The sequence below is a fragment of the Variovorax sp. 10L426 genome, assembly GCF_056395305.1.
In genome coordinates this window covers 31,083-54,039 of the sequence record NZ_JBFTJF010000009.1, presented here as the reverse complement: position 1 = coordinate 54,039, position 22,957 = coordinate 31,083, and the positions used below count along the sequence as shown (strand labels likewise).

The following is a 22,957-nucleotide window of genomic DNA, read 5'->3' as shown; positions in this document are numbered from 1 at the left end:
ACCGAACTGGCCTTGACCGACTTTTCCACTTCCGCAGCCCCCGAGACGGCCGGCGATCCGCTGTGGGTCGTTTGCCTGTGCGCCGAATGGTGCGGTGCCTGCCGCGAATACCGGCCGCTGTTCGAACAGGTGGCGCGCGCGCATCCGCAATTCCGCTTCGCCTGGGTCGACGTCGAGGACCATGCCGATCTCGCGGACGACTTCGACGTCGAGACCTTCCCGACGATGCTGATCGCGAACGGCGACGGCACCCGTTTCCTCGGTCCCTTGTTGCCGCATGCCGAGACACTTTCGCGTCTGCTGACCGCTTTGCAGCCGGCACAGGCCTCCAGTCCCGAGGTGCGGACGCTGCTGGGCGCGCTGGGCCGCGAACCCGAAACCTTCTCGGTCGCGTGATGAGAATCATGCTCTTCGGCGCCACGGGAATGGTCGGGCAGGGCGTGCTGCGCGAATGCCTTGTCGACGGCGACGTGACGCAGGTGCTCAGCGTCGGCCGCAGGCCGATCGGCGAGCAATATCCCAAGTTGCGCGAACTCATCCTTCCGGACCTGAACGACTACAGGGCCGTCGAAGACCAACTCACCGATTTCGACGCCTGCTTTTTCTGCCTGGGCGTTTCCTCCGTCGGCATGAGCGAGGAAGACTATCGCCGCGTCACCTACGACCTCACGCTGGCGGCGGCGCAAACATTGGCCCGCCTCAATCCCCAGATGACTTTCGTCTATGTGTCCGGCGCCGGGACCGACAGCACCGAGCGTGGCCGGGTCATGTGGGCGCGCGTCAAGGGCGCCACAGAGAACGCGCTGATGCGCCTTCCCTTCAAGGCCGCCTACATGTTCCGGCCCGGTTTCATCGAGCCGATGCACGGCGTGCGCTCCAAGACTGCGCTCTACCAGACGGCCTACGTGATCGCCAGGCCTGTCTTTGGTCTGCTGCGCCGATGGGCGCCCGACCGGGTCACCACCAGCGTGCAGGTGGGGCGTGCCATGCTTGCTGTCGCGAAGCGTGGCGCGCCCAACCCGTTGGTCGAAGTCCCCGACATCAACGCATTGCGCTGAAGCCGGTGAGACCTGGGCGGGGTTTCAATTCTTGAGAAACGCGCTCAGGGCGAACAGCACCTCGTCCGGCGCTTCGCTCATCAGCGAATGGCCCGCCTTGACCGTCACGACCTTCGCGCCACGCGCCTTGCCCGCCAGCGTCTTTGCAGCGCGTGGCGGTGTCATCTGGTCAGCGGCACCCAGCAGGAACAGCGTCGGGCATTGCACCTTCGCGATGGCGTCTTCGCCGTTCGCGTAGTCATTGCAGGCCTTGAAGCCGATGTGAAAGACATTCGCGTTCGGATTGCTCGCCAGCACCCGGCGCATGAGCGCGCGTGAGCCGCCGTAGAGCCAGGTGCCCGGGCCGAGCGAGGAGGGCGGCGGTGCGAGCAGCGAATGCGAGAAGGTGTTGACCATCGCGATCGCCCGCTGGGGATCGTTGAGCGCCCCATCGAGCAGGGCAGGCGACACCGTCATCGGATAGGCGGTCCCGACCAGCGCGAGGTGCGTGACGCGCTCCGGTGCGCGCGCAGCCGTTTCGAGCGCGATCAGCGATCCGAAACTGTGCCCGACCAGGCCAGCCTTCGCGACGCCGGCCGCATCGAGCAGGGCGATGATGAACGCGGACGCATCTTCAACTGTCGCCGGCGGCGGCCCTTCGCTCTTGCAGTGTCCCGGCAGGTCGACCGCCAGCACGTTCCAGCCGTGGTTGGCAAACCAGCGGCTCTGCAGGATCCAGACGCTGTGGTCGTTGAGCACGCCGTGGATGAACACTACGGTGGGCTTTTCGCTGTCGAGCGCCTTGCCGCCGGTGTAGCAATAGGTCGCGTGGCCGTTGACGAGCAGTTCCATCAGGCACCCGCCTTTTCTGCAGCCTTGAGCGCTCGCTTGAGGTCATCGATGAGATCCGCAGGGTCTTCCAGGCCGATCGACAGGCGAATCGTCCCTTGCGAAATGCCTGCGCCGGCCAAGGCCTCGTCAGTCATCCGGAAATGCGTCGTGCTGGCTGGATGAATCACGAGGCTGCGGCAGTCGCCCACGTTCGCGAGATGGCTGAACAGCTTGAGCGCCTCGATGAACTTCTTGCCTTGCTCGCGGTTGCCCTTGAGGTCGAAGCTGAAGACCGAGCCCGCGCCCTTCGCGCCATGGCGCAGCAGCTTGCCCGCCAGCGCATGGCTCGGATGCGATTCGAGCAGCGGATGCCCGACGTGCGCCACGAACGGATGCGCGGCGAGGAACTCCACCACCTTCTGCGTGTTGTCGATGTGGCGCTCCATGCGCAATGGCAGCGTCTCGATGCCTTGCAAGATCAGCCATGCGGTGTGCGGGCTCATCGACGCGCCGAAGTCGCGCAGCCCCTCGCGCCGAGCGCGCAGCAGGAAGGCACCGACCGTGCTCTCCTCGCTGAAGACCATGTTGTGGAAGCCGTCATACGCCTGGGTCAACTCGCCGAATTTGCCCGAGCGCTCCCAGTCGAAATTGCCCGAATCGACCACGACCCCGCCGATGACCGTGCCATGGCCCGACAGGAACTTGGTGGCCGAGTGATAGACCAGGTCCGCACCCCAGTCGAAGGGCTTGATGAGGTAAGGCGAGGTCAGCGTCGAATCCACCAGCAGCGGCACTTTGGCCGCATGTGCAATCTCGCTGACGGCCGGGATGTCCAGCACGTCGAGGCCCGGATTGCCCACGGTCTCGCCGAAGAGCAGCTTGGTCTCCGGCCGGATCGCCGCACGCCAGCCGTCGAGGTCGCCCGGCTTCACGAAGGTCGTGTCGATGCCGAAGCGACGCATCGTGTAGTGCAAAAGGTTCTGCGAGCCGCCGTAGAGCGCGGTACTCGCGACGATGTGCGAGCCGGCGCCCATCAGCGTCGCGATCGACAAGTGCAGCGCTGCCTGGCCGCTCGCGGTCGCGATCGCACCGATGCCGCCTTCGAGCGCCGCCACGCGCTGCTCCAGCACCGCATTCGTCGGATTGCTGATGCGCGAATACACATGGCCCGCGCGTTCGAGATTGAAGAGCGCCGCCGCGTGGTCGCTCGACTCGAAGACGAAGGATGTGGTCAGGTGGATCGGTACTGCGCGCGCGCCAGTGGCGGGGTCGGGCGCGGCGCCGGCATGCAATGCCAGCGTGTCGAAGCCGGGGTCGGAGTAGCCGGACATGAGGGCCTTTCATTGACGTTTCTGCAATGCCCCGTTACGCGCGCAATCCCTGCGACGCCATCGTGGGCCTGTGGATGGGCGGTGATTGTGGGCTATATTCAAATCGGCACGCCGCCGAGCAAGTGAGGAGCAACACGATGAAAGTCAGCGACATCCTGCGCGTCAAGGGCAACACGCTCTTTACGGCCACGCCCGATCAACCCCTGGCTGACGCAGTCAACACCATGGCCGACAAGGACATCGGTTCGCTGGTCGTCATGGAGCATGGCGACTTGGTCGGCATGCTCACCTTCCGCGAAGTGATCGTCGCCATCGTCGCCAACGGCGGCCAGGTTGGCGGCACGCTGGTGCGCAAGGCGATGGACGATCATCCCGTCACCTGCACCCTCGAAACCGATCTCGACGAAATCCGCCGCATCATGCTCGAGCGCCATGCACGCTACATGCCGGTGATGGACAAGCGCATGCTGATGGGCGTGATCAGCTTCTACGACGTCGCGAAAGCAGTGGTGGACAGCCAGAACTTCGAGAACAAGATGTTGAAGGCCTACATCCGCGATTGGCCAGGTGACGACGAATCGTCGTGAAGAGCTCGCCCCCAGGTTGGCTCACTTCGTGTAGCCGCCCACCCCCTGCCGGGGGCAACACCGGCGGCCCGGCTAAGCCGGTTCCGCGGTGTTCATGTTGCTCGCCCCCAGGCTTTCTCACTTCGTGTAGACGCCCGCCCCCTGCCGGGGGCAACACCAGCGGCCCGGCGAAGCCGGTTCCGCGGTGTTTCGCGAATCTATCTATTGGACTGGCGGGACTAGGGAAGGCGGGTGCGGAGGGTGTCGAATTCGGCGCTCCACGCCGTGCGCCATTGGCGGCGTAGCGTGTCGTCGATCCAGGCGCCGTCCAGGCCGTTGAGCATGAAGTCTCGAAGGTCGTCGCGGGTGAATCCGAAATCTCGAACCATCATCAGCCACGCTTGCGTGGGCGTGACCTTGTGCAGCGTCGGGTCGTCGGTGTTGGGGTGGATGCGCAGGCCCAGTCCGGGCATGCGGCGAATCGGATGGTCGAGCGCCCAGCGCTCGGGCGGGAGGGTTCGCAGGTAGTAGGAGTTGGTGGGCACGACGGTGAAGATCACGCCCCGGTCGGCGCACTCGCGTGCGAATTCGGGGCGGTCGACCACCGTGTAGCCATGGTCGATGCGGTCGACCTTCAGCACATCGAGTGCGGTACGCACGTTGGTCCACGGCATGCCGAACTCGCCGGCGTGCGCGGTGGTCTTGAGGCCGGCGCGCCGCGCGTCGCTGTAGGCCTGCATGAACAGTTCGGGCGGACGGTCGGTCTCGCGGTAGTCGATGCCGATGCCGATGACTTCGTCGCAGCGGTTGTCGACGACCCATTGCACCATCTCGACCGCAGCTTCGGGACTGGCCTCGCGGTCGATCGCGGCGATCAGGCGGCCGATGATGCCGAATTGCTGTTCGGCGTCGTGGATGGCGCGCACGATGGCGTCCTGCGCCTGCCGGTAGCCGATGCCCGATTCGTGCACGGTGCCGGTCGGGTTCCAGAAGAATTCGCTGTAGCGAACGTTGTGGCTGGCGGCGTCCTGCAGGTATTCGAGGGCGAGTCGATGCAGGTCGTCGGCCCTGCGCACCAGGTGCGCGTCGAGCGCACGCAGCACCCGCAGAACGCCGACCGGTTTTTCGCCGCGCGTGTAGAAGCCCTCGATTTCATCGTCGGCCAGCGGCGCGCCAGCGGCGCGGTTGAGCGCGGCGAAGGTGTCGTGCCGCACGGTGCCGAACAGGTGACAGTGCAGTTCGACCTTCGGAATGGCGTGAAGGAACGATTCGAGGGGTGATGCCTGAGTGAGCGCAGGTTGAGTCATGGCCCGAAGTCTAGGGACGATGCAACAACAACGAGAATTTTTTCTCAGCGACTGCGACTCGCTTGTGCGGCGCACGCCTTGATTGAGGCAGTGGGGCTGAAGGCGATCGAAAAATTTCGAAAAGCAACTTATTGAGTTGCTTTTAAGGACTTATCGTTTAGGATTCAAGGCTTCCTTGCTCACCGAGAAGTACTCGTGCCGCGTCTGAAACCCAACGCCTCCATATGCTCCGTCGCCCGCTCGCTGGATCTGCTGGGCGATCGCTGGGCGTTCTTGCTTATCAGAGAGGTGTTGTTCGGAACTCACCGCTTTGATGACTTCGCGGCGCATTTGGGAATTGCCCGCAACGTGTTGACTCATCGCCTTGCGAAGCTGGTTGAAGCCGGAATTTTCATTCAGACACCGCTGAGGACAGACGGGCGCCGCATGGGCTACAACCTGACGCCGATGGGCGAAGGATTGGTGCCTGCCTTGGTCGCCTTGATGCAATGGGGAGACCAGTGGTTGCACACCTCCGAAACGGTGCCCATCAAGGTGATCAAACGCAGCAGCGGCAAAGAAGTGCTCCCGTTGCGAATTCTTGACGCGGATGGTCATGCGCTGGCTGTCAAAGACCTCGATTGGGCCCCGGGTCCCGGTGCGAGCCATCAAGCTATTGCATCGCTCGTGCACGCGTATGAAGCGCAGCGAGTGAGACAGCCACGGCCAATCCCAACGGTGCGTCACACCGTCCAAATGAAGCCGAAGACTACAGAAGGACATTGAATATGACAGCGATGTGTTCGATCGGAGGTGACGCGCGCTAAATGCTCGGCTGAAGTTACGTTTTCATTGTTCGTTGCCCAGAGCGCCTCAGGCGCCGCAGCGGTAAGTCACAGGGAGTTGAGTCAATGAGTCAGAAATCAAGCGGCGGAGGCCGCGGAACACGCGCGCGCCTACTGTCGATCTCGTCGCAATACAGCAAATCCCAGCCGGTCAGAAGTGTCCGCCAATTGAGCATCACCTTTTGCCTTTGGTTGACCACCTATGCTGCGGGTCTGGCGCTCACCAAACAGTCGTTGTTCGGGACGGCTATCGCGGCGGCAGTTGCGGCCGCTTTTGTCGTGCGGCTTTTCATGATTCAGCACGACTGCGGCCACCGTTCGTTCTTTCGCTCCCACCGCACTAACGACGTGATCGGCTTCTGGCTGGGCGTGCTGACGATGACGCCTTACCGATGCTGGCGCCGCTTTCATGCACTACATCACAGCAACTCCGGTAACCTTGACAAGAGGGGTTTCGGCGACATCCACACGCTGACAGCTGATGAGTACAAATGTCTCACTTCGGCGCAGCAACGCCGATATCGCATCTATCGACATCCGCTGATCCTCTTGCTGATCGGCCCGCCATTTCTCTTCATCCTGCGCCAGCGCACTACATACAAGGTGCCCCTTAAGTGGAAAGCTGAGCGCCGCAGCGTTCATCTCACCAATCTCTGCTGGGTGGTCCTGCTCGCGCTGCCATGCGCATTTTGCGACCCCATCCTCGTGATCCAGTTCCACCTTGCCATGATGTCGATTGCATCGATCGCAGGCGTTTGGCTCTTTTATGTCCAGCATCAATTTCCGGATGCTTACTGGAGGCGTGAAGACGATTGGGAATCCTGGCGTGCCAGCATGCAGGGCGCGACGTACTACGAATTGCCTGCATGGCTCCGTTGGCTAACCGCGAGTATTGGGCTCCATCACATTCATCACCTGGACGCACGCATCCCGAACTACAGACTCTACGAGTGCTTCAAAAATCACTCAGAATTTGGTGATCCGCCACGCATCACACTTCGGCAGAGTTTCGCCTGCCTGCAAGTTCGCGTCTGGGATGCGGGGGCAGGCCGCATGGTTCCACTGTCAAGCAACGGCAGCAACTTGATCCGATGAACCTCTCCGACTTGGCCAGCCTGCCATGTGGCTTCGCGGGCGGGTACGTCGTCGCCAGCCTCATTGAGTCCATCGTGCATCAGCATGTTTCGGACGCACCCAACAAGAGTGTCAAACGCTGGGAGCGTTTTCCCCGTCTTTGTCGTTACCTGATTCGTACGAGGTACTCGCATCACGTGGTTCATCACCGCAAAACGTTCAAGCAGGACCACGTCACACAATTTCGTTCTGAGTCGGAACGCGAGACGCTGGACCAAGAGTTGGCGGGCCTTGGGTACCACGGGCAAATCATCCAGCGCTCGCTCTATGCGGTTCGCCTTCATGGCAGCGGCGCGCTGGTCTTCATCGCACCGCTGCTGCCGGCCATTCCCCTTACGGCGTTCATGCTAGGTATGTGGGGAACGGTGGGCTGTTGCGTCGCCCTGGCGCTTCCGCCGCTGTTCAGTCATTTCATTCATCCATACCTGCATATGTCGCACGAGCGTGCGGTGCGCGAAGCCTCCCGCACGACCGCCTGGCTGCTGCGACGCTGGTATTTCCGTTCGATGGCACGCAACCACTATATGCACCACCGCTACGTTGCGTCGAATTTCAACTTGGTTCTTGGTGGAGACGTGTTGCGTCGGCGATATCGGGCACCCACCGCAAGCGATCTCTGCGAGATGCAGCGTCTGGGCCTGCGGATCGACTGAACTCGGACACAAACAACGAAAGCCGCAATGAACTTGATTCTTCGAATGATCTGGGTATGGCTTCTGTCGCTGCGCCGCCAGCGCCTGCCAGTCGGTGTGGCTGAGAGCCGATTGCGCCTGATCACCCTGCCCAACGATCTCGACCTCAATCTGCACATGAACAACGGCCGTTACTTGACGATCGCCGATTTGTCTCGGGTCGATCTGTTTCTGCGAGCCGGCCTTGTTTCCGTCATGAGAAAGGAGAAGTGGGTTCCGCTGATTGCCGAGCACACGATGAGCTACAAGCGATCGCTCAAGCTCTTTCAGAAGTTCGAGGCGGTGATGCAGTTAACTCACTGGGATGAGCGTTGCTTCTACATGAGCCACCAGTTTCTGGTCGGGGAAAAAGTAGTGGCGGAGGGAAGGTCATCTGGCGTCATTCGCGGGCAGGATGGAGTCATACCCCCGGAAAGAGTGCTTGAACGACTGCGGGCCGAGCGAGGCGTCGTATGAGCGGTGTGACCAACGCCCGACCTGAAGATCGCACCCTGTCGTCGCCAGTGCGAGCGTGGTCGCCAGCAGAGACTGCCGAATTCATGACTCGATTGCGAAGTGAGTTGGGAGAGGCGGGGGTGTTCAGGAGCGACGGTGCCGCGCATGTGATGCGCGCTCTGTGGGTGATGGCCATTGCCGCTTTCACATGGAGTGCTCTCCTCTTCGTGGAGGGTTGGCCCGCACGGCTGGTCATCGGCATCATGGCTGGCTACATCGGCGTGCAGGCTTCGGCGATCGCACATGAGGCTGGACATGGGGCCGTCACGCGCCACAGAAAGTCGACTTGGTTCGTCGGTCGATTCTTCATGACATTCTTGGTCGGTGCCTCTTACAGCGCGTGGATCGAGCGTCACGGCGCCCACCACCTCCATCCCAATTCGCGAAAGGATCCCGACGTTCGCCCCTGGCTCTTCAGTTTCAGCGAGGCCGATGCTGTCGCTGCGCGGGGGCTGGCCGGATGGTGCACACAACACCAGCACCTCTTGTTGATTCCTCTCTCGACGCTGATGGGTTTCTCGCTGAAGGTGGCGGGGTGGAAGCGAGTCATGCGCACGCCTGCGGCGATGTGGATCGACCTCCTGCTGTTGGCCCTCCACGCCGCGATTTGGATTGGTTTGCCCGCATTCTGGATTGGCGTTGGCAACGCCGCAATCAACTACGGACTTCTTACCTGGGTTGAAGGAGCCTATTTGGCTTTCGTCTTTCTACCAAATCATCTGGGAGGCCCCACGGGCGAAGAGGCCAGCGCCTGGCCGCCAGCCTTGCGGCAGATCGTGACCGCGCGGAATCTGCCTTCCGGCAGGCTTTTGACTCATTTGTGCATTGGACTGAACACTCATATCGAGCATCACCTATTCGGTCACTTGTCCGCGACTCGGCTGCCAGAGGCCCGCGTCATCACGCGCCACCTTTGCCACGTATTCGGTGTGCCCTATCGAGAGTGCACCCTGAGCCAGGCCTTTACAGAAGTACATCGGTACAACCGTCGAATGGCCGAGTTTGCTCGTCGATCCAAGCGGGCGCGCAATTTGGCGTCTTGCAAGGAAGGCGTCTGAGCGATATGGAAATTCTCTCCGCCGCTGACGGATGGCTTGGAAAGCTCGACCAGTGGTACTTCGCGTATCACTGCTTTCTCAATCGAAAGTCGCCTCCAATGTTTCATAAGGGTTGGGGCAGTCACGAGGCACTGGCAGCTGTGAACAGTCATTGGCAGTCCCCAGGCAAGCCCGCAGAACTCATGATCGAGTGGGAGGCCGACTGGAAGGCCGATGCCCACGACTTATGGTTTCGCAACGGAAGTTTCGCTTCCCCTTCTCATCGGGAGCACCTGCCGGCGGAGTCGAGGACCGCATACTTTCGCTTCGTGCGCCCGGTCCTGGGTAAGAGCGGTTCTGTCGTGGTGCTCACCCCTACCTCACGCGAGGAGGGTGTTGACGGGCGCCTCCCCATCGCGCGGGCGCTGGCAAGGCAGGGAGTCGCAACCGTACTGCTGGAAAGCCCTTTTATGGGCCGCCGAAAGCCGCAGGCTCAGTACGGCGCAACGCTGTCGTACTTTTCGGACTTCCTGGTCTTGAGCGCCGCGTGCATCGAAGAGGCACGCAGTGTGCTCGCTTGGCTCAGTGGCCAGTCATTTCACAACATTTGCATCGCGGGCATCAGCAAGGGTGGCTACCTTGCTGCAGTGGCTGCGCTGCGTTCACCAGTACCGGTGCACGCGGTATCGCTCCTCGCGCCTCATAGCGGTGCACCTGTGCTGCTCGAGGGCCTTCTTGGAAGTCTGTGCGACTGGAGCCTGCTGCAGGCTACGAGCGGCTCCAGCAGGCCGGTTCGTGAACAGATGGCAGACCTCTTCGAGCAGACAAGCCTTGAACGTCTACCGTTGCCTGATTTGCAGAGGCGTTTGACGCTGGTCGGTGCACGCCGCGATCACTATGTGCCAGCCGGGTCCTATGAACGGATGCAACGTCACTGGGCTAACTGCGCAACAGTGCGCTGGCTGCGTGGTGGACATGTGAGCAGCATCGCAGAACGCAGGCACGTGATCAGAGCCATCACCGAGGCGCTGGAGCAACCTCGAAAGGCAACTTTTTCTTCGGCTACATCATGAACATTCCCGTCCGACGACTACCACCCGCACTGCCTTCCAAATTCGTCGAACCGAGCCGGCCGTGGGTCACCGCACTCTTCATGACCTATGCCTTGGGGCTAGCATTCGGGCCGGGGCTGCTTATCTATTGGATGGTCGCTATTGCCGACTGGAGTTCGGCTGTTGTGACGATCCCTGCGGCGTTGCTCACACTGATTGCCGGATTCGGTTTCTACGTGCTCGGCACCACCGCGCATGAGGGATTCCACTTCACCCTCGCCCGGAACAAGCTCGTGAGTGCCCTGATCGGGACTTGGTTTAGCGCGGCCGTGATCGCATTCTTCGGTGTGGGGTTCTATTTGATCCACAGTCAACACCACCGGCATACGAATAAGGTCGACGATCCGGATCTCAAACTCTTCTCAAAGTTCAAGAGTACTTGGCGGCGTTTGCTGATATTGCGTCTTGCCAACAACCGTGGCTACTTGAAACTGGTCCTCAGACTGTTGGTCAGGAGCGAATTGCCCCAGGGCATCCACACGGTGTTCACACTTTCGGAGCTGAAGTTCTTGGCGATTTTCAATGTGGCCGCTCAATTGATTTGGATTGCCATCTACGCGCTGCTCTTTCTCGCGGATCCGATCTTGGGACTGTGCGTCGTGCTGCTGCCGCACCTGGCGACCGCGCTCGTTAGTGCTGCCATCGTATTCGTGCAGCATGGCGACACCGGTGACCGGCTGTCAAACAATTCACGCACACATTCGTCCCCATGGGCTACGCTGCTGATGGCTGGAACCAACTATCACCTGGAGCACCATCTATATCCCCGGGTGGCTTGCTGGAGACTGCCGATGGTCCATCTCTGGCTCAAGGCAACTGAATGGGCACGGGAGAACCCCATGCTCGTCGAGCCCCGTTTTTTTGCGGGCTTTGCACTGGTTTCTGGAAGTCGACCATATGGCTGTGAAGCGGCCGACCACACTGCCGGCTCGGCAGGATTGCCACGCGGCGACTGAGTCCTAGGCGTGCAATTCCGCAGCCGTATGAATCGTCTCCCGCACGCGCGGATAGATCTGCGTGTTCCACTTGCTGCCGCTGAAGACGCCGTAGTGCCCGACGCCTGCCTGCAGATGATGGATCTTGAGATAGGGGCGAACGCTGGTGCACAGGTCCTGCGCTGCCACGGTCTGGCCGACCGAACAGATGTCGTCGCGCTCGCCTTCCACCGTCAGCAACGCGGTGCGGCGGATGGCGGCGGGGTTGACCTTGCGGTCGCCCACGGTGAGTTCGCCGCGCGGCAGGTCGTAGGTCTGGAACACGCGCTCCACCGTTTCCAGGTAGAACTCGGCCGGTAGATCGTTCACTGCCAGGTATTCGTCGTAGAAGTTCCGGATCGTCGTGGCCTGTTCGACATCGCCGTCCACGAGATGCTGGTACAGCTTGATGAACTGCTGCTTGTGCCGGTCCGGGTTCATGCTCATAAAGGCGCTGAGCTGCAGGAATCCCGGATAGACGCGGCGCATCACGCCGGCGTGGGGCCACGGCACGCGGCTGATCAGGTTGCGCTCGAACCAGCCGATGGAGCGGTCGGTCGCGAGCTTGTTCACCATGGTCGGGTTGATCCGGCAATCGACCGGCCCGGCCATCAGCGTGAGGCTGCGCGGTGTTGACGGGTTGTCGTCTTCCGACATGAGTGCGGTGGCTGCGAGCGCCGCCACGCAGGGCTGGCAAACGGCCACCATGTGCACGCCGGGGCCGATCGCCTCGAGAAAGGCAATGATCTGCAGTGTGTAGTCGTCCAGGCCAAATCCGCCGTGCCAGAGCGGCACGTCGCGCGCGTTGTGCCAGTCGGTCACGTAGACGTCGTGATCGCGCAGCAGCGTGCGCACGGTTTCGCGCAGGAGCGTGGCGAAATGGCCCGACAGTGGTGCGGCCAGCAGCACGGACGGATGCACCGCCGTGGTGTCCTTGCGAAAGTGAAGCAGCGTTCCGAAGGGCGCCGTCAACGCGGCTTCTTCGTGGACCGCGACTTCCTGGCCGTCGACCATGACGCTGTCGATGCCATAGGCCGGACGCGTGTGCGTGAGCCGCATGCGCGAATAAACGTCCATGGCGGCCGACACGCGGCGGGTCAGGCTGCGGTCCGAATTCGGACGCCACAACGCGCTGCCGAGGTATTGCGCCGCGAGCCGTGACGGCGAAAACAGGTCGGCGTTGGTTTGGTAGACCCGATACAGCATGCACAGGCTGCAGGCAAGTTGCGGGCCAAGTCGAGCGGTTCGGCTACGAGGTGCACCGTTCTGGCACAAGCCTTGCACGGCAGCACAGCCGATCCGGCAGTCCAGGAGCGTCAGCATGGCCAAACCCGTTCTCACCATCAGCAGCAAGAACTACGGCGCGTGGTCGCTGCGGGGCTGGCTGATGTGCCGTCTCGCGGGGCTGGATTTCTCGGAGAAGGTGATCCCGCCCGACGATCCGGCGATGAAGGCCGAGATGCTGTTGCTGTCGGCCTCGATGCTGGTGCCCTCATTGCAGCACGGCAACGTCAAGGTCTGGGACACGCTCGCGATCGGCGAATACCTCAACGAGATCAAGCCGAAGGCCGGCCTGCTGCCCGATGATTCCAAGGCGCGCGCGCACTGCCGGGCGATCTGCGGCGAGATGCATTCGGGCTTCAGCTCGATGCGCGGCTCGCTGCCGATGAACGTCAAGGCCAGGTTTCCCAGCTTCAAGATCTGGTCGCGTGCGCAGACCGACATCGACCGCATCGTTGCGATCTGGCGCGAGTGCCTTTCCGACTACGGCGGTCCTTTCCTGTTCGGCGAGACGCCCTGCATGGCGGATGCGATGTATGCACCGGTGGTGACGCGGTTCATGACTTATGACGTGTCGCTCGACCGGACGTGCGCCGCGTATTGCAAGCGCATCGTCGAACTGCCCGCGATGCAGGAATGGATCAAGGCGGCGAAGCAGGAGCCCGAGGAAATCGACGAGCTCGACGCGGAGTTCTGAAGCCGGCCGACCGGTCCAGGCCGCCGGCTTCGGAACCTAGAACTTCACCTTGAGGCCGATCGACCCTTGGACCGAGGAACTCACCTGCGTGTCTCCGCCGGAATGGAAGAGCTTGCCGAGTTCGCCATAGACGCTGGTTGCCGGGGTCAGGCCCAAGGTGAAGCCGATGGCCGCTTCGGTGGACGTGTAGCCGAATCCGCTCGAGATCGGGGTCGTGGCGGCCGGGCCGATGAAGCTCGTCGTGTCCGTGCCGCTGAATCCATGCCAGACGTTGAGGCGCCCATAGGGCTGCAGCCTTCCCATGCCGGTGGCGTAGTCACCGGCGACGCGCAAACCGATGCGTCCGATCACTGCAGTCGCCGTGTCCTGGCTCACGACCGCGCCGCTGATCTGTGCATTCCCCAGGCTCTGGTGGTTGACGATCAGCTGGACTTGCGGCTCGATCCCCCAGCCGCTGCCTAGTGCAAAGCGCTGACCCGCTTCGGCCGACGCCGTCACGCTGTTGCCGCTGCTGTCGTTCGCGAAGCCGAGCGGGGGCGTGCCCGTGATGTCCTGATGGCCGTACTGCAGTACGAAGTCGGCGTACTGTCCCTGCGGATTGGCGTAGGTGGCGTACCCGCCCAGGTAGGTGGTGTCTGCGCGCAGATTGCCGGCGTAGCCGCGGGCGAGGAAATTCAGACCGTAGAAGCCGTCCACATGGGTGTCGGCGCGCAGGTAGCCCGCATACAGCCCGGCATTCCAGGTGGTGTTGGCGAACAGGTCGACGCCGGCTTGGACGCCTTGCATGCTGGCGTCGCTCTCGGGTGCGCTGATGCCGTTCTGTTCGATGGTGGTGGTCCCGTCGATGACACGGCCCCAGCCGCGGCGATTGGCGGTGCTGGCGGAGGGATCCGCGGTGGTCGTTTCGTCGCCCATCCGGCGATGCAGATTCGACAGCATCGCGAGATCGCTTTGGCGCAGCACGTTGGGCAGCGCGGCATAGAGGGGTACTTCGGCGCGGTAGGTCGGCAGTGGCGATGCTGCCGTCGACGCAACCGTCGGAACGGCGGCATTCGAGACTGTCGTCGGCGCCACCGGTCCACCGTCGGAGCGCAGGTACCAGTTCTCGCTGGCACCACTGGCATCGGCGGCGTAGAGGCGGTACTCGAAGGCGCCCGCGTCGATGTGGCCGTTGGCCAGTGTGAACGCGTCCTTGGTCGTCTGGGCCGTCGTGGTCGCGCCGTTCTGGGCGGTGACGACATTGATGCCGCTGCCGGTAGTCAGTGCGCCGAGGCCGCCGAGGTTGGTGATCTGCAGGGTGGTCTTGCCGCTCGCGCTGGCGCCGGGGCCGTTGAGTATCAGCCGGTCGCTCACGCTGCCGCTGTCAGCCAACGCGGTCCCCAGGCGCAAGACACCGGCATTGCCGACATAGGCGCCGTTGACGGTCAGGGTCGAGCCGGGTGCGCTGCCCAGCAGCGAGACGGTGCCGCTGTTGTTCAGTGAGGCAACGGTCTGGTTGAAGCCTGCGGTGTCCAGCGTCGCCCCGGCGGCAACCGCGTGCGCCGAGGTCGCGCTGAAAGCATTGGCCGTGCCGGCGCGCAGCGTCCCTGCAGCTACCGTGGTGGCGCCGCTGTAGCTGTTGGCGCCAGAGAGCACCAGCGTGCCGTTGCCGTTCTTCGTGAGCGCACCGGCACCGGAAATCGCGCCGGTCAGCGTTTCAGTGAAGCTGCCTGTGTCGATGATGGGGTCGGTGATACCGGTGAGCACCACCGCGTTGGCGACGGTGAGAGCGTCTGCGGTGAAGCCCAGTGTGGTGCCTTCATCCATCGCGAGTGCACCGGCGCCGAGGGCGGTGCTGTTGCCGACGTCGATCCGACCGGATTGGAGCGCCGTGCCCCCGCTGTAAGTATTGGCGCCCGCCAAAGTCAGGGTGCCGGCACCCGTCTTCGTGAGGGCGCCGCCGCTGATGACGCCGCTGAGTGCAGCATCGTTACCGTTGGTGTCGAAGGTACCGCCGCCCGCACCGATCGTCACTGCGCGCGCGCTGGCGAAGCCGGTGCTGTAGCGCAGTGTGCCGTTGTCGAACGTGAGGCCGCCGGCCGCCGCGCCGAGGTTGTTGTCGGCACTGACCTGAAGTACGCCGCCGTTGACCGTCGTGCCGCCGCTGTAGGTATTGGTGCCTGCCAGGGTCAGGGTGCCGGCTCCCGTCTTCGTGAGGGCGCCGCCGCTGATGACGCCGCTGAGTGCAGCGTCGTTGCCGTTGGTGTCGAAGGTGCCGCCGCCCGCACCCATCGTCATCGCGCGCGCGGTGGCGAAGCCGCTGCCGTAGCGCAGTGCGCCGCCGTCGAACGCGAGGCCGCCGCCTGCCGCGCCGAGGTTGTTGTCGGCGTTGACCTGAAGCACTCCGCCGTTCACGGTCGTACCGCCGCTGTAAGTGTTGGCGCCCGCCAGGGTCAAAGTGCCGGCACCCGTCTTCGTGAGGGCGCCGCCGCTGATGATGCCGCTGAGTTGGGCGTCGTTGCCGTTGGTGTCGAAGGTGCCGCCGCCTGCGCCGATCGTCATCGCGCGCGCGGTGGCGAAGCCGGTGCCGTAGCGCAGTGCGCCGTCGTCGAACGCGAGGCCGCCGCCTGCCGCGCCGAGGTTGTTGTCGGCGTTGACCTGAAGCACGCCGCCGTTCACGGTCGTGCCGCCGCTGTAGGTATTGGCGCCCGTCAGGGTCAGGGTGCCGGCTCCCGTCTTCGTGAGGGCGCCACCGCTGATCACGCCGCCGAGTTGGGCGTCGTTACCGCTGGTGTCGAAGGTGCCGCCGCCCGCGCCCATCGTCACTGCGCGCGCGCTGGCGAAGCCGGCACCGTAGCGCAACGTCGCATTGTCGAGTTGGAGGCCGCCTGTCGCAGCGCCGAGGTTGTTGTCGGCGTTGACCTGAAGCACTCCGCCGTTCACGGTCGTGCCGCCGCTGTAAGTGTTGGCGCCCGCCAGGGTCAGGGTGCCGGCACCTGCCTTCGTGAGGGCGCCGCCGCTGATGACACCACTGAGTGCAGCGTCGTTGCCGTTGGTGTCGAAGGTGCCGCCGCCCGCGCCGATCGTCACTGTGCGTGCACTGGTGAACCCGGCACCGTAGCGCAACGTGGCGTTGTCGAGCGCGAGGCCGCCGGTCGCAGCGCCGAGGTTGTTGTCGGCACTGACCTGAAGCACGCCGCCATTGACGGTCGTTCCGCCGCTGTAAGTGTTGGCGCCCGTCAGCGTCAGGGTCCCGGCGCCGGTCTTGACGAGCGAGCCGCCGGTGGCCGTGATGGCGCTGTTGTATGGATTGCCCGCGCCGTCGGCGAAGGCGACGCCGGTATCGGAGATCACTCCGCCGATCGTGCTGCTGGTGCCCAGCGCACCGACCGTCAAGACCTTGCCGCCGAGCACGACGTTTCCGTTGCCCGAAAGCTCGCCGACGGACATGCCGGTCCCCGCTTCGCTGATGTCGAGAGTGCCGCCAACGCCGTTGGCGATGTTTGCTCCGCTGAGATCGGCGGAGCCCTGCAGGTAAACGTGCCCGCCGTTGTTGGTGATTGTCGCGCTGTCGCCTGTGCTGGTGCCCAGGAAATAGATGCGCGAGTCGGTCCCGTTGACCAGGGTCGAGGCAGCTGCCTTGGCGTCGTCCTGGAAGACGATCACCGCGCCACTCGCTGCGTTGGTGATCGTGGCCGTTCCCGCGCTCGCGCCGTGCGCGAAGGTGACTCCGGAGTTGATACCCACCACATTGGCGCTGACGTGGGTCGTGATTCTCAGGTTGCCCGCGCTGGCGCCGGCTCCGTTGAAATCGAGTTCGCTGTTGTTGTAGATGTCGACCAGGTTGTTGCTCGTGCCCAGGGTGCCCGAGCCTGTCACCTCGACGTTGATGCGGCCAATCTGGTTGGGCAGTCCAAGTTGGGTGGAGCCTGTGAATGCGGTGTTGTTGCTGCTGCTCAACGTCAGGCGTGTCGAAGAGCCAAGGGCAAAGCCGCTGTTCATCAGCGTCAACGTCCCGGCGCCGCTGAAGGTCCCGCTCAAGCTGTTGCCTTGGCTGTCGTTCACGTCGATGGTGCCGCCGTTGCCGCCCACGGCAATGCCTCGCGCCGAACTGAAGGGGGTGCTCGCATTGGGCGGCGCCAGACGCAAGGTGCCGCCATTGAAGGTCAGGCCGGCGTTGGCGCCGGTCGAGCCCAGGTTGCTGTCGGCGGACACCTGCAGCGTTCCGGCATTCAGCACGGTTCCGCCGCTATAGGTGTTGTTGCCACTCAGCGTGAGGATGCCCGTGCCCTGCTGGACGAGACTGCCGCTGCCGGAGACGACCCCCGCGTAGGCGGATGCGGTGGTCCGGTTGAAGACCAACTGGCCGTCGTCCGTCACGTTGCCGGTCAGCGAACCTGTGGCGCCGCCGGTACCGATCTGCAGCGTGCCGCCTGCGTTGATGGTCAGGCTGCCTGTGCCGCCCGCACCGCCGACACCGCCGATGCCGCCTGTTCCGTTGCCGCCCTGGACGCCGCCAACGGTCACGTCGCCGGAGGCATTGACCGTACCGCTGATCGACAGCGTGCCGTTGCCGCCCGCACCGCCCGTACCGCCGGTTCCCCCATTGGCCGTGCTGCCGCCTCCGCCGCCGCCGGACCCGCCGACCGCAATCGCGCCCCCGACATTCAGGGTGGCGCCGGTGCTCACATTGAGGGCGCCGCCCGTGCCGTTCGTGCCGTTGGTTCCCGGTGTCGTGCCTCCGCCTCCACCCCCGCCGCCACCACCACCGCCGATGCCGACGGAGCCGGTGACGTCAGTCGTGCCGGTCAGTGTCAATGGGTTCGGCTGGAGCGAGTCACCGGTCAGTGCGTTGCCGCCGGTCACGCCGGAGCCATTGGCACCGCCGTTGCCGAGTGCGCCTGAGTCTCCGCCGACGACAAAACCACTGCCCCCGCCGCCCGAACCTGCGCCGCCGCCCGCACCGCCGGCGCTGCCGCCCCCTGAGCCGCCACCACCGCCGCCTCCGATGCCACCCGCGCCGCCGTCGCCCGCGTTGGTGCTCGAAACGCCGGCTGTGCCTCCCGTCCCGACAAGCAGATTTGTATCCGCGTGGGCCGAGGGGGTGAGGGCGGCGATTGCCAGGAGGACGGCGGATCCGGCGGCGCCAAAGGCCGCGCCGGCGGCGCTCCCTGTAGCAGAGGTACCGGGGCCGGATGTCCTGGCGAGTTCGGAGACGGCTTGACGGCTTCCCGTCGAGCGATTGAAGACAAGACGATAGATACGGTTCATTCGAGACGACTCTTGGTTCTGGAAAGCCTGAGACATTCCGTAAACAGAAGCGTCTGAGTGTATCTTTTGTTAAATATTAAGTACTAGTGATTTTTGTAAACCGGGAAAGATGCGCACGACGGACGAGGGTCGCAAAAGCATCGATGAACCGATCGGATCGGTCAGGCTGCCCGTTTGCGGAACATGCTCAGGTCGAGCGTCGACTCGTTGCCGAGCCACATTGCGTGCGCGGTGTGATCCATGTAGTCGTCGCCGGTGACGCCATGCACGAACACGTCGAGACCGTTGCGGTGCGCCTCGAGCCATTCGATGACTTCATCGAACTCCGCGGCGTCGAAGGCAATCTGGCAGCTCCAGTGCGGATGCGGGCCCACGAGTCGCTCGTGCACCCGGCCGACCACGACCAACAGGCTGTGCCCGGCATCCACGGCCAGTTGCTTCGCTTGCGCGACCGTCTCCGGGCCGAAATAGATGTGAGCGTGGTATTGCGGGTAGAGGTTTTCGGGGCGGCGAGGCATCGGTGTTCACGCGGGCTGGAGGGTCCCGAGAGCTTACGCCGTGTACCCCGCTTGCGGCCAAAACATGCGGTTGCTGCAAGGCCGGCGAAATGGTGGAATACTGGTTGTTCATACAGTATTTCAGGCGCCGCCATGGCCGACATCATCATCCCCCTTCATGCCATCAAGGGCCGAGGCTCGGCCACGCGTCTTGCGCATCGCTTCGAGCGCGATGCCCGCAACGCCTTCGACGACGGCTGGGGCACGCTCGAAGAGGGCGTGGCCGAGGCCGACACATTGCCGCCGCTCGCGACCGAGGTCCGGTTCGAGGACGTCAAGTCGGTGCTCAGTCACAACGATTCGCCCGATGTTCCTTTCGACCGTTCGCTCAACCCATACAGGGGTTGCGAACACGGCTGCATCTATTGTTTCGCTCGGCCGACGCACAGTTATCTCAATCTCTCGCCGGGCCTCGATTTCGAGACGAGGCTGATCGCCAAGCGCAACATCGTCGAGGTGCTTCGCGCCGAATTGGGTCGCAAGGGCTACAAGCCGAGTCATATCGCGATCGGCACCGCGACCGATTGCTACCAGCCCATCGAGCGCCAGTTCCGGCTCACGCGCTCGGTGATCGAATTGCTGAAGGAGACGCACCATCCGTTCGGCCTGGTCACCAAGTCCAGTGCCGTCGAGCACGATCTCGACCTGATCGCGCCGATGGCTGCCGAGCATTTGGCGGCGGTGTACGTCACCATCACCACGCTCGACGGCGAACTGGCGCGCAAGCTCGAACCGCGCGCCGCCGCGCCGCATCGCCGGCTGCGTACCTTGCGCACGCTCGCCGAAGCGGGTGTTCCGGTGGGCGTGAGCGTTGGTCCGCAGATTCCCTTCGTCACCGAAGACATGGAACAGGTGCTCGAAGCGGCCTGGGATGCCGGTGCGCGTTGCGCTTTCTACACGGTGATCCGGCTGCCGTGGGAAGTCGCGCCGTTGTTCAAGCAATGGCTGGAACTGCACTATCCGCAGCGTGCCGGCCGCATCATGGCGCGCATTCGCGAGATGCGCGGCGGCAAGGACTACGACGCGGATTTCGCGACCCGCATGAAGGGCAGCGGATTGTGGGCCGATCTGATCCGTCAGCGCTTCGAGAAGGCGACGAACCGCATCGGGTTCAACCGCGAGCGCATCGTGCTTGACCTCAGCGCGTTCCGACCACCTGGCGCAGTGGGGCAGGGCAGTCTGTTTTAGGTCCGTCCGCGCCACGCGGCTCGACGCCGCACCAGTCGCCGCCGAGCGCCTTCACGAGAAACACGGAGGTTTGCATCCGCTGGCCGGCGATCTGCGCCGCCTGGCGTTCCGTCGAGAGCACGGCCTGCTGCGCGGTGATCACGTCGAGGAAGGTCGTGGCGCCCCCCTGGTAGCGGGTGGCGGCCATGTCCAGCACCCGGCGCGCGCTTTCAACGGCGGTGAAGGACTGCGTCGATGCACGGTCGAGCGAAGCAAGGCCGGTGATGCCGTCTTCGGCTTCCTGCATCGCGTTGAGGACGACACGGCGGTAGTTGGCCACCGTGACGTCATAGCCGGCGCGTGCGAAATCAACGTTCGACCGGATGCGCCCGCCGTCGAAGATCGTCTGCGTGGCCGACACGCCGAGCGACCACAGCAGGCTTTGCGCATTGAACAGGCTGGAGAGCGTGTTGCTGTCCACGCCGCCCGTGGGCAACAGCATGACACTCGGATAGAACGCCGCCGTGGCAACGCCGATCTGCGCGTTGGCGGCGGCCATGGCGCGTTCAGCCGCTGCAACGTCGGGTCGGCGCTCGAGCGCATCCGAAGGGACGCCGATCGGGATCGCAGGTGGCACGAGCGGCTTCACGTCCGGCGCAATTGAGAACGAAGGCGCCGGCGTTCCGGTCAGCGTGGCGATGGCGTGTTCGAACTGCGAGCGCTGCTTTTTCACGACGTCGACCTGCGCAAGCGTGTTGTCGAGCAGCGCGTGCTGCTGCGCGACGTCCAGGCCGGACACGGCGCCGAGGTCGTGCCGGTCGGTGACGAATTCGAGCGCACGCCGCTGCAACGCGATCGAGCGCGCCAGCACGTCGAGGTCGATGTCGGTCGATCGCAGGTTGTAGTAGGCCGATGCAAGATCCGTCGTGAGCAGCAGCCGGGTGTTCTCCAGATCGGCGGCCGATTGCGCGGCCGACGCCGTGGCCCCCTCGATCGAGCGCTGCACGCGGCCTGCCAGGTCGGCCTCGTAGCTGGCCGCGAAAATCACGCCGAAGTCGTTCTGCACCGTCGAGAAATTCGGCACGGCGTAGTTGGTCAGCGGGCGGTTGGCGGAAATCTTGAATCGTTGGGCTCGCGTGCCGACACCCAGTTGCGGATAACGGCCGGCCTCGTTCCCCGCCAGCGTGGCGCGCGCCTGCGCCAGTTTCGCGCTGGCCACATCCAGTGTCGGACTGTCGGCCAGTGCCTTCTGTTGGAGCGCGTTGAGTTGCGCATCGCCGAAGCGCTCCCACCACGGGCCCTTGTCGGATGCATCGCTCGGGGTGCCTTGCCGCCACGGTTCTTTGAGCTGCCAGCTCACCGGCACGTCGACGGACGGCTTCTTGTAGTCCGGTCCGACGGCGCAACCCGCGAGCGCGGCGACCGCCAGGGCCATCAGCGAGGGCACCCACATCACGCCGATTCCTTCGCGACCACGACGACATCGCCCTCGGCCAGCGAATCGGAGGGGTTCAGCACGAGCCGGTCGGTGCCTGAGATTCCGTCGAGCACTTCCACGGTTTCGCCGTAGTTGCGGCCGATCGAGACGGGACGCAGGTGAACCTTGCCTTGTGCATCGACCACGGCGACGCGCGTGCCTTCAGCCCTGAAGAGCAGCGCGTTGCCCGGAATGGTCAGCGATTTGCTTGCTGCAAGCGGCAACGACACTTGCACATAGGCGCCCGGCAGCAGGGCGCCGTCCTTGTTGGGCAGCGAAACTTCGACCTGCATCATGCGCGTGCCGGCGTCGATGGCGCCCGAGGTGCGCGCCACCTCGCCCTGAAAGCGCTGGTCGCGCAGTTCGGCCTGTGTCACGACCACCGGCTGGCCCGCCTTGATGAGTTGCGCATAGGCCTGCGGCACGTTGATGTACACCCGCAGCGGATCGGTCTGCGCGAGCAGGAACAAGGGTCGCCCGCTGCCGGCGTCGATCAGGTCGCCCACATCGACGTTGCGCCGCGTGACCACGCCCGAGAAGGGCGCCAGCACGCGCTTGAAGCCTTCGGTCTGCTTCAGGCGCTGGACATTGGCGTCGGCCGCGGCGAGGTTGGCGGTGGCTTGCGCAACGGCGCTGCGTCGTTCGTCCAGGTCCTGCTGCGAAACCACGTCCTTCTTGCGCAGGTTCTCCCAGCGCGCGACGGTGCTCTTCGCCAGTTCGAGACTGGAGGCGGTCTGCTGGCGCGCGGCGATCGCCTGCGAGAGCTGCTGGTCGATTTCGGGCGTCTCGATCTCCGCGAGCAGTTCACCCTTCTCGACACGGCTGCCGATGTCCTTGGTCCAGCGCCGCAGATAGCCACTGGCGCGCGCCGAGATCGGCGACTGCACATAGCCTTGCAGCGTGCCCGGCAGCGCCAATGTCTGCCCGGCGGCGGGTGTCTGGGGAAGGGCAGTCTTGACGTACTGCGCCGCACGTTCGGCAGTGCCGACTTCCAACGCACGCGCATTGGTCATGCGAACGAACACGGTGCGCGCGGCGCCGACGGCGAGAACCGCCAGCACGATCAGCACCGCGATCTGGGTGCGGCGGACGATTTGCCGCCGCCTGGGCAATTCGTGGTGATCGCCGTTTTCATCGGCGGCGATCGGGTGGATGCCCAGTGCCGCGTGGCGTTGCTCCGTCATTTGA

Annotated in this window: 20 protein-coding genes; 12 read left to right on the top strand and 8 right to left on the bottom strand. The window is 64.0% G+C overall.

The window, feature by feature from the left end:
• Positions 1–12: 12 nt before the first annotated feature.
• Positions 13–396 carry a thioredoxin family protein gene (locus tag AC1DHL_RS14690; protein ID WP_478099256.1) on the top strand — a complete coding sequence of 128 codons (384 nt, stop codon included), beginning with the start codon at positions 13–15 and terminating at the stop codon, positions 394–396.
• A complete protein-coding gene (locus AC1DHL_RS14685; RefSeq protein WP_478162407.1) occupies positions 396–1,058 on the top strand; it encodes an NAD-dependent epimerase/dehydratase family protein in 663 nt (220 codons plus the stop codon). Before AC1DHL_RS14690 ends, AC1DHL_RS14685 begins: the two co-directional genes overlap by 1 nt.
• A 24-nt stretch (positions 1,059–1,082) precedes the next feature.
• Here the strand turns inward: AC1DHL_RS14685 and AC1DHL_RS14680 are convergent, their stop codons facing one another.
• Positions 1,083–1,889: an alpha/beta fold hydrolase gene (locus AC1DHL_RS14680; RefSeq protein WP_478162406.1), complete on the bottom strand. Its 807-nt coding sequence runs from the start codon at positions 1,887–1,889 to the stop codon at positions 1,083–1,085.
• Positions 1,889–3,199 carry an O-acetylhomoserine aminocarboxypropyltransferase gene (locus tag AC1DHL_RS14675; RefSeq protein ID WP_478162405.1) on the bottom strand — a complete coding sequence of 437 codons (1,311 nt, stop codon included), beginning with the start codon at positions 3,197–3,199 and terminating at the stop codon, positions 1,889–1,891. The genes AC1DHL_RS14680 and AC1DHL_RS14675 overlap by 1 nt, the downstream gene beginning before the upstream one ends.
• A 137-nt stretch (positions 3,200–3,336) precedes the next feature.
• On the opposite strand from AC1DHL_RS14675, the gene AC1DHL_RS14670 reads away from it, so the two are divergent.
• On the top strand, positions 3,337–3,786 hold the full coding sequence (locus tag AC1DHL_RS14670; RefSeq protein WP_478099249.1) for a CBS domain-containing protein: 450 nt from the start codon (positions 3,337–3,339) through the stop codon (positions 3,784–3,786).
• A gap of 218 nt (positions 3,787–4,004) precedes the next feature.
• On the opposite strand, the gene add is transcribed toward AC1DHL_RS14670, so the two are convergent.
• Positions 4,005–5,072, bottom strand: coding sequence for an adenosine deaminase (gene add / locus AC1DHL_RS14665; RefSeq protein ID WP_478162404.1), 1,068 nt, complete (start codon positions 5,070–5,072; stop codon positions 4,005–4,007).
• Between the two features lie 195 nt (positions 5,073–5,267).
• Here add and AC1DHL_RS14660 point away from each other — a divergent pair, with 195 nt between their 5' ends.
• From AC1DHL_RS14660 to AC1DHL_RS14630, 7 genes are all read left to right on the top strand, one after another.
• Entirely contained in the window at positions 5,268–5,837 is a 570-nt protein-coding gene (locus AC1DHL_RS14660) for a winged helix-turn-helix transcriptional regulator (protein WP_478099245.1), read from the top strand.
• A gap of 125 nt (positions 5,838–5,962) precedes the next feature.
• A complete protein-coding gene (locus tag AC1DHL_RS14655) occupies positions 5,963–6,991 on the top strand; it encodes a fatty acid desaturase (RefSeq protein WP_478162403.1) in 1,029 nt (342 codons plus the stop codon).
• Positions 6,988–7,683: a hypothetical protein gene (locus AC1DHL_RS14650; RefSeq protein WP_478162402.1), complete on the top strand. Its 696-nt coding sequence runs from the start codon at positions 6,988–6,990 to the stop codon at positions 7,681–7,683. The genes AC1DHL_RS14655 and AC1DHL_RS14650 overlap by 4 nt, the downstream gene beginning before the upstream one ends.
• A gap of 27 nt (positions 7,684–7,710) precedes the next feature.
• On the top strand, positions 7,711–8,178 hold the full coding sequence (locus AC1DHL_RS14645; RefSeq protein ID WP_478162401.1) for a thioesterase family protein: 468 nt from the start codon (positions 7,711–7,713) through the stop codon (positions 8,176–8,178).
• Entirely contained in the window at positions 8,175–9,275 is a 1,101-nt protein-coding gene (locus AC1DHL_RS14640; RefSeq protein ID WP_478099237.1) for a fatty acid desaturase family protein, read from the top strand. The genes AC1DHL_RS14645 and AC1DHL_RS14640 overlap by 4 nt, the downstream gene beginning before the upstream one ends.
• A 5-nt stretch (positions 9,276–9,280) precedes the next feature.
• The gene (locus AC1DHL_RS14635) at positions 9,281–10,327 is read left to right on the top strand and encodes an alpha/beta hydrolase family protein (RefSeq protein WP_478099235.1); all 1,047 of its coding nucleotides are present in this window, start codon (positions 9,281–9,283) and stop codon (positions 10,325–10,327) included.
• Positions 10,324–11,322, top strand: coding sequence for a fatty acid desaturase family protein (locus AC1DHL_RS14630; protein ID WP_478162400.1), 999 nt, complete (start codon positions 10,324–10,326; stop codon positions 11,320–11,322). Before AC1DHL_RS14635 ends, AC1DHL_RS14630 begins: the two co-directional genes overlap by 4 nt.
• Positions 11,323–11,325: 3 nt before the next feature.
• Here the strand turns inward: AC1DHL_RS14630 and AC1DHL_RS14625 are convergent, their stop codons facing one another.
• A complete protein-coding gene (locus AC1DHL_RS14625) occupies positions 11,326–12,546 on the bottom strand; it encodes a polyhydroxyalkanoate depolymerase (protein WP_478099233.1) in 1,221 nt (406 codons plus the stop codon).
• A gap of 115 nt (positions 12,547–12,661) precedes the next feature.
• Between AC1DHL_RS14625 and AC1DHL_RS14620 the strand changes: the two genes are divergently transcribed.
• Entirely contained in the window at positions 12,662–13,318 is a 657-nt protein-coding gene (locus AC1DHL_RS14620; RefSeq protein WP_478162399.1) for a glutathione S-transferase, read from the top strand.
• A gap of 36 nt (positions 13,319–13,354) precedes the next feature.
• Here AC1DHL_RS14620 and AC1DHL_RS14615 read toward each other — a convergent pair whose 3' ends face one another.
• Both AC1DHL_RS14615 and AC1DHL_RS14610 read right to left on the bottom strand, forming a co-directional pair.
• Positions 13,355–18,568, bottom strand: coding sequence for an autotransporter-associated beta strand repeat-containing protein (locus AC1DHL_RS14615; protein WP_478162398.1), 5,214 nt, complete (start codon positions 18,566–18,568; stop codon positions 13,355–13,357).
• 161 nt (positions 18,569–18,729) lie between these two features.
• Entirely contained in the window at positions 18,730–19,086 is a 357-nt protein-coding gene (locus AC1DHL_RS14610) for a DOPA 4,5-dioxygenase family protein (protein ID WP_478099228.1), read from the bottom strand.
• 132 nt (positions 19,087–19,218) lie between these two features.
• On the opposite strand from AC1DHL_RS14610, the gene AC1DHL_RS14605 reads away from it, so the two are divergent.
• Positions 19,219–20,313 carry a PA0069 family radical SAM protein gene (locus tag AC1DHL_RS14605; protein WP_478162397.1) on the top strand — a complete coding sequence of 365 codons (1,095 nt, stop codon included), beginning with the start codon at positions 19,219–19,221 and terminating at the stop codon, positions 20,311–20,313.
• Here the strand turns inward: AC1DHL_RS14605 and AC1DHL_RS14600 are convergent.
• Together AC1DHL_RS14600 and AC1DHL_RS14595 are read right to left on the bottom strand one after the other, a co-directional pair.
• Complete coding sequence (locus tag AC1DHL_RS14600; RefSeq protein WP_478162534.1) at positions 20,264–21,745, bottom strand: efflux transporter outer membrane subunit; 1,482 nt, start codon at positions 21,743–21,745, stop codon at positions 20,264–20,266. The genes AC1DHL_RS14605 and AC1DHL_RS14600 overlap by 50 nt on opposite strands.
• Positions 21,745–22,953: an efflux RND transporter periplasmic adaptor subunit gene (locus tag AC1DHL_RS14595; protein ID WP_478162396.1), complete on the bottom strand. Its 1,209-nt coding sequence runs from the start codon at positions 22,951–22,953 to the stop codon at positions 21,745–21,747. Before AC1DHL_RS14595 ends, AC1DHL_RS14600 begins: the two co-directional genes overlap by 1 nt.
• Positions 22,954–22,957 lie beyond the last annotated feature (4 nt).